The sequence below is a fragment of the Oceanobacillus zhaokaii genome (assembly GCF_003352005.1).
GTDB classification, from domain to species: domain Bacteria; phylum Bacillota; class Bacilli; order Bacillales; family Amphibacillaceae; genus Oceanobacillus; species Oceanobacillus zhaokaii.
Window position 1 is genome coordinate 1,120,764 of sequence record NZ_CP024848.1, and the last position, 12,123, is coordinate 1,132,886.

Sequence of the window (12,123 nt, forward strand, 5' to 3'; positions counted from 1 at the left end):
AGACTTTTCTCCTCTTTTTTTTATGACTTTTTAAAGGAGAGATAACCATGGATGTATGTGAAATTGTAACGAAAAGGATAATAGAAAAACTGGAAAGTGGAGTAGTCCCATGGAAAAAACCATGGAACGGAAGAGGGGGTGCTACCAGATGGTCGGTCAAGAAACCCTATCGTGGTATTAATGCACTTCTCTTAGAACCTGGGGAATATGCGTCAAAAAAACAAATCATTAAAGCTGGCGGAAGAATCAACCGGGATCAACTAAAGAATGGCCATATCATTGTTTATTGGCACTGGTACAAGATAAAGGAAGAAGGTCAGGAAGATATCCCAGATGATGAAGCGACCTATCAGAAGCGGGCAAAACCTTTCTACTCTCGGGTTTGGGACATTAATACGCAATGTACGGGACTGAAAAGCAAATTCAATGATGATGACATTTTGGACTTCAATCCAATAGAGAAGGCAGAAGAATTGATTAGTAGATATGAAGACATCCCAAAGATAAAGAATGGTCCTGGCGGAGCCTACTATATTCCCGCTTTGGATATTTTAAATATGCCACCAGTAGAAAATTTCCATTCTGCAGAAGAGTATTATTCTACGTTGTTTCATGAACTTGTACATTCGACTGGCCATGATTCTCGTTTGAATCGGGAAGGTATCATTCAAATATCCTCTTTCTTTGGAACAGACTCATATTCAAAGGAAGAATTGATCGCAGAAATGGGTTCTTGTATGTTAAGTGCAATGGCTGGCATTGATAATTCAACGATAGACAACAGTGCAGCTTATATTAACGGATGGTTATCCAAGTTAAAAGGGGATAAGCGATTCATCTTTTCAGCAGCTTCGCAGGCACAAAAAGCAGTGGATTATATGACAGGTATTGCATTTGAAGAGGAACAGAGGGAAGAAGCAACCGCCTAGTATATTTGTTCTAGTAAATTATATCTATACATTGGAGATTTATTGATATATAATTAATTGAAAAATTAATAAATTATAAATACTTCAATTTCTAAGGGGGAAAAATGTATGGCTACTTTGATTGTTTAGAGTAATTACAGGGGCAGAGACAGTACAAATTAAAGAAAAAAGGAGAAAGAAATGAGAATATATCGGATGTTTATAGTTGTTTTTTTAACGCTTGGAATCGTTGCATGCTCGAATGAAGAACCAAAAGAGACGGAGCTAGAAGTAGTAGATGAAGCGATGGAAGAGGAAAGCGTCCTTGCTGATGGTGTTGCAGAAGAGCTTGAGGAAGAATATGAAGAAGAAATAGTGGAGGAAGAAAACGAAGAAGACTATGGCTATGCTGCTATAGAACCAAGAGAAATTACAGACCGAAGCGTTGTACTAGAAGAAAATGAACATGGTAAAGTGACGTATTTAGGTGATATGTCAGATGTGGACGGATTTTACTTCGCATTCCAGTACGAAGGGGATGCAGTGCTTTCGGATAGATCAGCCCTGATGGTTCGCCTTATCTTTGATGATGGAACCAGTGAAATTGTCGATACAACCGATCCATCTTACTTAGTCGAACACCGTGCAACAGAAGCAGGCGAAGTAAAAGTATTTAAAACCTATGAAGCCATGGCAGGAAACCTTGCACGAATCGATTATGTGTTCGAAACCTTTGAGTGGACAGAAGAAGGGATGAAAACCATCGAAGTGGAACCAACGGAAGAAACGATAGTACTTGATGCTGCGTATGCACTGGAAGAATTATACTTCTCCATCGAACAAGAATACCAAGACGATGAAAAGTATATTATGCTAGACACATTGGATATCGATGACACAACCGGAACTGTTCGGTTAACAGGCTTTATCACGTTTCAAGAAGATACCGATATATCTTATCGTCCGATGCTTTATCGCCCAATAAACCAAAGCAGAACATACGGAAGTTTCAATACCGAAAGCACATCCTTTTTCGGAAGTGTTCGAACACCTATTGAATTAACGTTCACTACCGAACAAGTATTTACAGACGATGATGGGTCAATTGTTTACATTGCTTTTGGTGATGTTTTATTCTCCCTCGATTTACGAACAGGTGAAGCTGTGAACGAACCGGTTACCATTACGCCTGATTTTTCGATAGAAGGAAGCTGTTATTCATCCGCACCGCTTGCTGGTGTAAAAGTAAACCAAGGGGAAACCGTTTATAATGCCATTAAATCAAGCGGACCTTGTTCCAGTTACGGCAGTGGGATGTCAAACGCAATAGGTAACATGTCCATTCCAGTTGGTGATTATACAAACTTCTCCTTCACGCTTGCTACAGGGGAAGAATTAAAGGACAAAGGTGGCGAATATATTTTTTATGTATACGCTGATGAGGAAACAGAAGAGAATCCCATATTGAAACGCACAATTACGTCAAGTAGTCCACCAGAAGCGTTTGAAATCGATGTAACAGATATCGATACGCTACACATCTTGTACGATACTAATATAATGGCCGATTTTGTTTCGAGTGAAGATAAGACAGGTTTAATACAGGTTCTACTCCTTGAACCAACACTTTCTAAGGAAAAAACAGAAAAGGCAAACAATGTACCTGCAGACAAAGAAGACACTGCTATTAATAATACTGAAGCTGTTGAAGTGAGTCTGAAGGAAACGTATCTCGAAAAATTAAACAATGCTGAAAAAGAAGTGGAAGAATTGGAACCAGCAGATTCCACGACACTTTCTTTGAAAGAGGTTGAAAACGAAAGATATGGTATATGGGATGATTTATTGAACGAAATTTATGGAGAGTTAAAGGTGCAACTGCCAGCAGGAGAGATGGACCAACTAAAAGAAGAACAACTAAGCTGGATAACATATAGAGATAATAGTGCGCATGAATCATCCTTGAAATTTGAAGGGGCTTCGTGGGAACCCGTAGAATATGCGTCTGTACTAGCAAATCTAACACAAGAAAGATGCCATGAATTAGTAGAAAATTATATGAAATAATTATTCATCACTCGATGCTACTCCTTGAACCAACGCTGAGCAAAGAATAATCGTAGTTGGTAGATTATTAGTTTATTCATAACTTATCAGGAGGAATAAACATGTATGATAAAAATTGCCCTTATTGTGGCTCTCGCACAAAATGGATCGACGAAGGTATTAGACAATGCCTAAATGATAATGATTTTTGTGGTGTATTTATCGAGGAAGAGGACCTAGACCCCCTCACTCGGCGTGAAGATATTGACGACTACTTTGATGGCAGTTATGATTAATAACTTAAATTGCCTGCTGTAAGCAAGGGGGAAGGCTTAGTTGGATAAAGTTGAGAAGGAGATTGTAGCGCCTAAAACTCGAATGGAAACTAAAAAGAGAAGTGGAGAAGAGGTCTTTAGGGACATTTTTTGGAAAGTATTCATCTTACTTATAGTATTTGGTTCAATAGCAATAAATATTTATGCTTTTGTAAGTTACAATAGTGAGTGGAAAGGAAAAGCAATTTCCGCTACAACAACGGCTTTAGCCGAACATTTAGATGTGGATGTTAGTAAAATTCCAGAGCCATTTCAAGTTACTAACTATTCGAATGATGTTCTACCAGCCCACGGTGTAAAGCTTGAACCAGAAGAGTTAAAGGCTTATGAAGTAATGTATCTATATGAAGATACTTTGTATGAAGTTTGGTATTCTTATGAAGAGAATGGATTCGGTTTTATTTTTGAAGAAGCATATGTTGTAGACCGGGAAAATGAGTAACGGTTGAATGAGGTGAATAAGGATAGGTAATATATCTTCTTTAACAGATTTCGAACGGTAAAACAATCACTCTTATTCAACATCACAATAAAAGGGGTCAATCTACTTCTTTAGATGAACTTGTAATGCGGTTAGGTCATTCAGAAACTGAAATGCAAAGTGTGATAGATGACCTTATTAAAAGAAATTGGATTCAAGTGATTGATGGTGAGTGGATTGTTATAAGGAAGTTATTTTAGAATATTAACTGTTGCTAGGAGGGGCTATCTCGATGGAAAAGAATAATGAAGAGAAGAACGCAATCGTTATAAATCCAAAAGAAGAACGTAAAGAGAAAATTAAAGCTAGTTTTGCAAAAGTAGTTAAAGCCAATGGGAAAGCTTTGGAAAGACTAAGCAAAAACTAATGGATATATCTATATGTAAGAAAAATAGCTGCTCCCAAGAGAAGGGAGCGGCTAAAATCAATTTCTTAATATTAACAACTAGAAGGACATGAGCCAAAAGGGCCCGTGTCCTTCAATCATTAAGAAGACCTTCGACCCCACCATAAAAGTTATAGGGAAATTCATATATAATCTAACCTTAAAGTGAAAGTATTAGTATTAGAATGTAATTTCTAAGAAATCAATCTTAATATTGCGAGGAAACTGCTTATTCAATCAATAATAAAATACAATAAGATTTGTGCGGATGTTATAATTGTATTAGGTTAGTTTATATGTTTGGATTTTTTTATGGTTATGCATGTAAAATGACCATTAAAGAACAGCTTTAAGAAGGGTTTACTAAAAGTTCGATACTCCTAAAATAGGTTTTTAGATCATTATTTTCAAACATTTTTACAATAAAATACCAATATAAGAGGTGACGTGCAGTGTATTATCCTAATATTATTGAAGATATTTGTTACGATTCAGACCATATCGAACAAGTACTAACAGAAATTAAATTAAACTTTCATGATTATTTTTCTGATTTTTTGCAGTCTGAAGCTGGTAATGGATTATCCGATGATTATGTTGTTAATTTAGTGAAGCATTTTGGAAATGATAGTCAGGGTCAGGTTATTAAGAAACGAAAAAAAGATACGAAAAAGGCCTTTCAACAGATTATTAAGGAGAGTATTGAAGGCTATGAAAAGGATAGAGAAAAATACTTAGATATTTTTGATGAAGATGTTTTTGATGAATATGAAGATGATCCAAACTATTTTAAGAACAAGGTGTTACGTGATGAATGTCCAATAATTAGGGTAACGATATACAGTAATGCAAAAGAGTTGGAAAAATATAAACGTGATTTTAATCTGGCTGATCCTAATGACCTCTTAGATGTAGTTATGAATCTAACTTCTTTTGCAAATACATACAGTCAAAACCAAAATTCTAGTAATTATGAACTGATTGATAGTTTAGAAGAACTTGGTTTTCAAGATTTGGATACAGGAGATTACATTGTTTACGGTGCAATAGGTGGTGGAATTAAGAGTCATCTACTTTATAAGTTACAACCGGCCTATTTTCCTAACCGTAGTAGGGATGCAATTTGGGCATTGTGGTATTTATCGAAAAAGAAAACTTTCGGGTGCTTAGAAGACTCAGAGTTTCTTATGATTAATGTCAAGGAAAGTATAACACAACAAAATTATTTTTACCCTTATGAGTTATTTTCCTATTATGCTTTAAAGATTTTTCAATTGATTGAAAGAGAAGCAATGAACCTTAATATTCAATTAAATAAAGATTACCGTTTTGTTTTGGTTAATGAATTTCTTAGTTATGTTGCTAGCGTGCACTCGGATGAAATTAACTTTTTGAAAAGTCAACTAAAGGAGGCAAATCATGGATTCTAAGGTTGAGCAATTATTTGAAAGTTATTTTCCTAATTTAGCTGATAAATTTTCATTAAGGGTGATTCAGAAAACGGCTACACAAAATTTGTTAGATGGCAATAATACACTTTGTATTATGCCAACAAGTGGTGGGAAATCTCTTATATACTGGCTGTCTGGATTATCCTTACAGGGAATTACAATTGTTATTTCTCCATTAATTGCTTTAATAGATGAACAAGCAAGTAAAATTAGCGAACAAGGTTATGAAGTTTTAACTATTCATGGTGGAATATCTCCTAAGAAACAAGTCGATTTATTAAAGAAACTTGCTAATAAAGAATTAAATCCTAAATTTATTTTTATTAGTCCAGAAAGAATGGCGACGGATGGACTATTTGAATATGGTATGAAGAAGCGAAAAGAAGATATAAACTTAATTGCCATTGATGAAATACACTGTGTGAGCCAATGGGGAGTTAGTTTTCGACCTTTCTATAGGCGAATCCCAGAGTTCTTAAATAGTGTTTTTAACAATAATTGGCCTAGAGTATTAGGTCTAACTGCTACTTTAAATGCTAATGAAATTAAAGATATATGTAGTTCTTTTCATATATCCAGAAAGAATATTATAAAAGACCACCTTCTAGTACGCTCTGAGATTGAACTAAAAAAGATAAAGTTTACTAATGAAGATGAAAAAGAGGAGAAACTTTGGGATTTGCTACGGATTCATAGAAATGAAAAAGTATTAGTTTATTTGTATCGTAAGTATAATAAAAGAGGTACAGAAGATTTAATGAAAACCGCTATTGAAAAAGGCTATAATGCGGTGAATTTCCATGGTGAAATGTCAGCGAAAGCTAGACAAGAAATTATTCAAAAGTTTAAAAATAATGATGTTGATGTTATCTTTGCAACCAATGCTTTTGGTATGGGTATTGATATTCCTGATATTAGGGTCGTTATTCACTTCATGATTCCAGAGTCGGTGGAGCAGTATTATCAAGAAGTTGGAAGAGCTGCAAGAGACGGCGAAGCTTCAAATACGTACTTACTTTATACTAATAAAAACATAAGAGTGAAGAAAACACACTTTATTGATCGTTCTTTTCCCTCTATTGATAAGCTAAAAGATGTTTTCAAAAAGATTACTGGAAATAAGACAAACTATAAAACACTACCATATTTTAATGATGAGGATGTACAGCTATGTCTCCCGTATTATTTGGACAATGATATCCTCGAAATTGGGGCTAAGGGTATTACCACTCTAGATATTTTCTCAGAAATAAAGGATCCCGAAATAGAAAGATTATATAATTTAACGAGGACTAAAGGGTTTATTAGTACTGTTAAAAAGAGCGGGCATTCTCCGAAAGAAGTTAGTGATAAAGTCTATTCAGCAATAATAAATGAACAAGTTAATCTTTCTAAAAATCTTGATAAAAGCCTAATTGTAAGAAGTAAATATACAGAATTAAAGGCTGACCAAATTAAAATACTGGAACAATACATCGAAGACAAGCGTACATATAAACACAAACTTTTAGATTATTTTACATACTTATTAGAGGTGTGTGAAAATTCTAGAGAACTCCATCAAGAAATTGGTCGATATTTAGGTGTAGATAAACATAACCTTAATAAAATTTACAGAACACGTAAAGGAGATTTAGTTCGGTCAAAATCTGAAGTAATAATTGCAAATCTTCTTTATGAAGCAAATGTTAATTATGAGTATGAAAAAAAACTTTATTATGATGATCAAAATTGGATTGAACCAGACTTTACAATTGAAGTAGGAGAAAAGGACATATACTGGGAACATCTCGGTATGATTGGAACTGAGACTTATGATAAAAGATGGTTGAAGAAGATAGATATTTATGAAAAATATTATCCAGACCAATTAGAAATTACATATGAAAACCCAGCGTTGTCTGATTCAGCACGAAATATAATAGAAAAAATTAAAGTTATGGAATGACAATAATAAGCAGTTTATTTTATATACAATAGAAGAACAAATATCGTTGTGTGATTTTGGGGGAGCCTTATGTGAAAAATTCTAATGTTATACTAGATAAATTAGTTGAGAATATCTCTTCAGATAATATTTTATATAATATTAATGAGTATGTGCCAAACAAACAGTATGATGTTGTCTTGGTAAAATGTTTGAGTAGTAGCAATGATAATGAAGAGAAATTAGACAGAACTAAATATGTTATGGGAAATCATGGTATAGCATATGTATTAGTTCCAACAGCAGTACTATTCAGTAAAAATTTTAAAAGAAATAGAGAGTACATAGTTAATGAATTTCAAATTAAAGGTGTTATCACGTTGAAAACATCTGTATTTGACTTTTCTTCAATACCATTGTCCTTGATACTTCTGGAGAATAATAAAAGCAATGAAGCAACCTGGTTTACTTCTGCTAGTAGTATTCAGGAAGTGATAAATCTAGTAACTTCAAATGACCATACGAAACATAGTCATAATATATATCATACAAATTCAGTAAACAAATCAAATCTTATGCCAGAATTCTATAATGGAGAGAGACAGAAAATTGATAATATCTTAAATGCATATGAAACAAAAACCCTAAATGATATAGCTGAGTTATTCAACGGAAAAAGTGTCCCGAAAGATGAATTAGGAGGCATAGAAGGTGACTTTTCATATTTACGGGCACGAAATATCGTAGATGGGAAAATTGTTGCAACTGACTATGTGAAAAGTGAACATGCAGTGAAATATGCCAAACAAATTTTACTTCCAGGTGATATTCTTATTTCTAAATTTTTTGGAGAGAAACGTATTGCTCAAGTATTGGAAGATGATTGTCCAGCAATTGCGTCTCCTGCTTTTATTGTGGTAAGAGCACTTGAAATACCTGAGGATTACCTTTTTAAATATATTAATAGCAGGGCTGGTAAGAATATATTTCACAAACAATTAGAAATGATAGAGAGGGGAACCACAATTACATCAATTAACCTAAGAGATATTAAAGGTTTAAAAATTCCTATATTTGATAATGCAACAATGTTTGAAATGATAAACATTGATAAATTGGATAATAAAGAATTGAGTAATTTAGTAGATTATATTGATGTACATGTAATAGGAAGTAAAGCCGAACAAATAGTTATTGATATGTTTTTATCGAGCGGATGGAATAAGAATGATATTCTCACAGAGGATAATATTTTTAAGTTAGGTAATACGAACGGATATTTGCCAGACATAGTTTTAAAGAATGATAACGAAGTCTTGGCTACAGTAGAGATTAAAGTTTCAACTCGAACTGTTCCCAGAGATTTGGAAAAAACATTAGATAAGATACGACAATATCAAAAGCTTCCTGTTTTCATTTTCACTAATTTAAATAAGTTCGACTTGTATTTAATTAGAGAGAATAGAAAGGTTACTTTTGACACAGCTCCTTCTAAAACTCAACTTCTTGATGTGATAGAAAGTGGGGGATATAAGCTATGAAAGAAGATATACTTCTTTTTATTTTAGATATCCTTGGAGAAATTGATGAAAAAGTAAATATAGTAAATAGTATAGAGGATATCAAAAAAGAACTTGAGGTACATGGAGTATCCCTTAATAAGATTAGTCATGAAGTTGAAGGACTACAAAGTTATAGAAAAAGAATCGAAGAAAAAATTGATTATATCGGAAAACAATTAACAAATTTTCTCGTTAGTTTTGATGAACTTAAAACTGAAACCAGAGGGTTAGAAGAAAAAGTAAAATTGATGAACTTTAAGCTAGAACGAATTGAGAAGCAAATAACTGATGAGGAATTGGAAGATTACTACTTACTAAGCCAAAGTAATTATGATAACTGGGATATGCTTGATAATTTAACACAGAAATTCATTCCTATGGCCGAATATCTATTCTCTAAACTGCAAAAACTTAACGGTGCGGACTTTTCGCCAGTAATTCTTGAGTTATGTAGAGCGATAGAAAATGAATTTCTTCTTAAAGTCTTTAAAAGATACACCTTGGACTTACTAGATAGGCAACGTAGAAGCATCCATAGATTTTTAGTTCTTGATAGCGGAAATAAAAATACAATGATTTTTGCAAAGGCTATCAAGAAGGCATCTAAAACACGTAAACCAGAATATACTTTAGGGCAAATGAACACTATTCTGTCATTACTAAAAAAAGAAGATGTTGTAAGCAAGAGTCGATTACTTCAGGACTTTGAAGAATATATTTCGAGAGAATATGACTCTGTAAACTTATTGAGTACTTCTTATATGGCGAAAATAAGCCAGATAGTAAATGAATTCAGAAACCCTTCAGCACATCCGGAATATATGGATTTTGATAAAGCTTTAGAATGTAAAGATATTATGCCGGAGAGGATAGATTATTTACTGGACTGCTTAATGGCTTAAGTGTGTGCCTAGTTTTTATTTATAGGGAACTACTAAAAGTATCAAAGAACGAAAAAACAAGCAGTAAGATTGATTAGTCTAAAAAATGGGATTCGTAAAAAATGGATACTGCTCAATCAAACATTGAGGTTATTACGTGTGCTTAAATGATTAAAAATTTAACACTATAGTTCTTTTTGATATTTTGACAGGGGATTAATATGGAAAAAAAACTTGTTAACTGGTTATTTAAATGGGTATTTGTAGTTTATTTTTTCTTTGTTGTATATATATTAAGTATTAGTATTAGTGAGGTTATAATAAATGCAATTTTACCAGATCAAATGACTTATTTAAAAGTAATTTTAATTATAATTGTAGCGGTTTTGCTTTCATTAATCGGTACAATGGTTATTCATTTATTTAATCTTGGATTTAACGATCATCAAAAATTTAGGAATAGATTTGAAGTCTCTAATTTAGTTTTCATATTTGTGACAGGTTTATTAACAGTCTTACCTTTATTAAACAAATCTTTAAGAATAAATGATACATCTTCATTTATCGCTAGACTAATTAACGACCAAGAAATAAATGCTATAATTACATTAGTTTTTTTTATAGCAACTTTTAATTATAATATTTATAAACCAATATTTTTCTTAGATGATGATATAAAAATAAACAAAATAGAAACTGCTATTAATAAAATACAAGGGAGTAATTTAATTCGAAAAATTATTAGAATAGTATTTTGGGTTACCCTAGTTATAGTGATTATTAATTCTATTTATTTTTTTAATGGACTAACTGAGTGATATTAAGAGTGAAAACTGTGCAACTGGATAGCTTGTAAGGAAGGATTATTCCAACGTAGGCTTCCATGTGAATAATGTATTTGTATAGTGTCTTTTTACACAAATTTTACACATCACTAAAGAAGAACCTTATCAAATCAGTATTCTTAGCCTGATTTCGACCCCGACCACCGGTATCTAAAACGTTGACAGGACGGCGTTCAAACAGAAATAATTCGTTTGAGCGTCGACTTTTTCGCGTTCATTTTACGCAGAACGTGCGAGAAATAGTCCCGTGCATACTTAAGAACAAGCGTTCCCCTCTGAATTAATCAGAAGGGAACGCTATTTTTATGGTCAATCGCAGGAGTAACGGATTAAATCGCATTTAAGTGGATATAGCAACAGAGCCGGTCGAGTTAGAAACGTTGTCATATGACGACGTAGTAACTAGATTCAAAGCAGACGCAGGACGTCGTGGATTGCGTCCGGATACTATTAAGTAGTACAAAGATAAGATGGGAATGTTTAGGCGCCGGCTGGTTTCGCAGGATGTGGAATTTTAAGCGAGGCGAATTAAATAGAAGGAAGTAAAGGCGTTTCATTCTTCGGAGTGGAGCAACTTATTTATTTAGGAGAATGAAGCCAAGCGGCAGTTTGAAAGGAATCGTTCGAAATATAGGGTGTATGTGATCACTTGTAGTGATAGAATTCCATCACCAATTAGGGAAAGAAGAGTAGGATGGTTTTCAAACAATAAAACATGAAATTATCTTGGTATAGAGAGTATCTTTGCCTTTATTATTTAGAAAAATAAAGATATAAAGCGATAGCAAAGGAAATAGAATAGAAAAGGGAGGGGAAAACATGGTCAAAAGGATTTATATTTATCTTGTATTGTTCGCAACATTGATGATGGTTATTGGCGGAAGCATCTCGACTTTTTCAGCAATCGCAAGCATCGTTGCACCAGAAGGATATTATATGAGTTATCCTGAGTATGTGCAGGTTTATCACACGAATTACGGAGAGACAAAAGAAGTAACAAAAACGAAAGAAGAACTTCAAGAGGAATATGAGATGCACATTTTCAGAGAAAAAGAACTTGAAAAGACACGAAACATTAACCGATTATTGCAAAGTCTTGGATGGGTTTTAGTTCCGCTTCCGATTTTTATCTTTACTAGTCGTCATTTAAAGAAAAAAGAGTGAAGAAAGTTAGGGCATCCATTACGGGGGCTTCTTTTTTGCCTAAAATCGGATGAATGGTTTTGCTAGAGAAACCCACAAGCGAATTACTTTTCTGTTGACAGGTAATTGTTTCGACTAATTGCGAAATTAAGAATTGTA

11 protein-coding genes are annotated in these 12,123 nt (G+C 33.5%); all 11 read left to right on the forward strand.

The window, feature by feature from the left end; all coding sequences use genetic code 11:
- Window positions 1–47 precede the first annotated feature (47 nt).
- The 11 genes from CUC15_RS05715 (at window position 48) to CUC15_RS05755 (ending at window position 11,985) form a co-directional block, all read left to right on the forward strand.
- Window positions 48–929, forward strand: a complete 882-nt coding sequence (locus CUC15_RS05715) for an ArdC family protein (protein ID WP_242985957.1) — start codon at window positions 48–50, stop codon at window positions 927–929.
- Between the two features lie 180 nt (window positions 930–1,109).
- Window positions 1,110–2,975, forward strand: coding sequence for a lysozyme inhibitor LprI family protein (locus CUC15_RS20390; protein ID WP_114915737.1), 1,866 nt, complete (start codon window positions 1,110–1,112; stop codon window positions 2,973–2,975).
- A gap of 101 nt (window positions 2,976–3,076) precedes the next feature.
- The gene (locus CUC15_RS20030; protein ID WP_162800274.1) at window positions 3,077–3,250 is read left to right on the forward strand and encodes a hypothetical protein; all 174 of its coding nucleotides are present in this window, start codon (window positions 3,077–3,079) and stop codon (window positions 3,248–3,250) included.
- Between the two features lie 40 nt (window positions 3,251–3,290).
- Entirely contained in the window at window positions 3,291–3,731 is a 441-nt protein-coding gene (locus CUC15_RS05725; RefSeq protein ID WP_114915738.1) for a hypothetical protein, read from the forward strand.
- Window positions 3,732–4,002: 271 nt separating this feature from the next.
- A complete protein-coding gene (locus CUC15_RS20610) occupies window positions 4,003–4,137 on the forward strand; it encodes a hypothetical protein (protein WP_278309201.1) in 135 nt (44 codons plus the stop codon).
- A gap of 470 nt (window positions 4,138–4,607) precedes the next feature.
- A complete protein-coding gene (locus tag CUC15_RS05730; protein WP_114915739.1) occupies window positions 4,608–5,585 on the forward strand; it encodes a hypothetical protein in 978 nt (325 codons plus the stop codon).
- A complete protein-coding gene (locus tag CUC15_RS05735; RefSeq protein ID WP_114915740.1) occupies window positions 5,575–7,554 on the forward strand; it encodes a RecQ family ATP-dependent DNA helicase in 1,980 nt (659 codons plus the stop codon). The genes CUC15_RS05730 and CUC15_RS05735 overlap by 11 nt, the downstream gene beginning before the upstream one ends.
- Before the next feature lie 71 nt (window positions 7,555–7,625).
- Entirely contained in the window at window positions 7,626–9,074 is a 1,449-nt protein-coding gene (locus tag CUC15_RS05740; protein ID WP_114915741.1) for an N-6 DNA methylase, read from the forward strand.
- Entirely contained in the window at window positions 9,071–9,997 is a 927-nt protein-coding gene (locus tag CUC15_RS05745) for a hypothetical protein (RefSeq protein WP_114915742.1), read from the forward strand. The genes CUC15_RS05740 and CUC15_RS05745 overlap by 4 nt, the downstream gene beginning before the upstream one ends.
- A gap of 200 nt (window positions 9,998–10,197) precedes the next feature.
- Window positions 10,198–10,794 (forward strand): hypothetical protein, encoded by a 597-nt coding sequence (locus tag CUC15_RS05750; RefSeq protein ID WP_114915743.1) that lies wholly within the window; start codon window positions 10,198–10,200, stop codon window positions 10,792–10,794.
- 846 nt (window positions 10,795–11,640) lie between these two features.
- Window positions 11,641–11,985 carry a hypothetical protein gene (locus CUC15_RS05755; RefSeq protein ID WP_114915744.1) on the forward strand — a complete coding sequence of 115 codons (345 nt, stop codon included), beginning with the start codon at window positions 11,641–11,643 and terminating at the stop codon, window positions 11,983–11,985.
- Window positions 11,986–12,123 lie beyond the last annotated feature (138 nt).

Bases quoted from the DNA above. Each gene is read 5' to 3' on its own strand.
- CUC15_RS05755 (WP_114915744.1), top strand. From the start codon at position 11,641: ATGGTCAAAAGGATTTATATTTATCTTGTATTGTTCGCAACATTGATG.
- CUC15_RS05715 (WP_242985957.1), top strand. From the start codon at position 48: ATGGATGTATGTGAAATTGTAACGAAAAGGATAATAGAAAAACTGGAA.
- CUC15_RS05750 (WP_114915743.1), top strand. From the start codon at position 10,198: ATGGAAAAAAAACTTGTTAACTGGTTATTTAAATGGGTATTTGTAGTT.
- CUC15_RS05735 (WP_114915740.1), top strand. From the start codon at position 5,575: ATGGATTCTAAGGTTGAGCAATTATTTGAAAGTTATTTTCCTAATTTA.
- CUC15_RS05745 (WP_114915742.1), top strand. From the start codon at position 9,071: ATGAAAGAAGATATACTTCTTTTTATTTTAGATATCCTTGGAGAAATT.
- CUC15_RS20030 (WP_162800274.1), top strand. From the start codon at position 3,077: ATGTATGATAAAAATTGCCCTTATTGTGGCTCTCGCACAAAATGGATC.
- CUC15_RS20610 (WP_278309201.1), top strand. From the start codon at position 4,003: ATGGAAAAGAATAATGAAGAGAAGAACGCAATCGTTATAAATCCAAAA.
- CUC15_RS20390 (WP_114915737.1), top strand. From the start codon at position 1,110: ATGAGAATATATCGGATGTTTATAGTTGTTTTTTTAACGCTTGGAATC.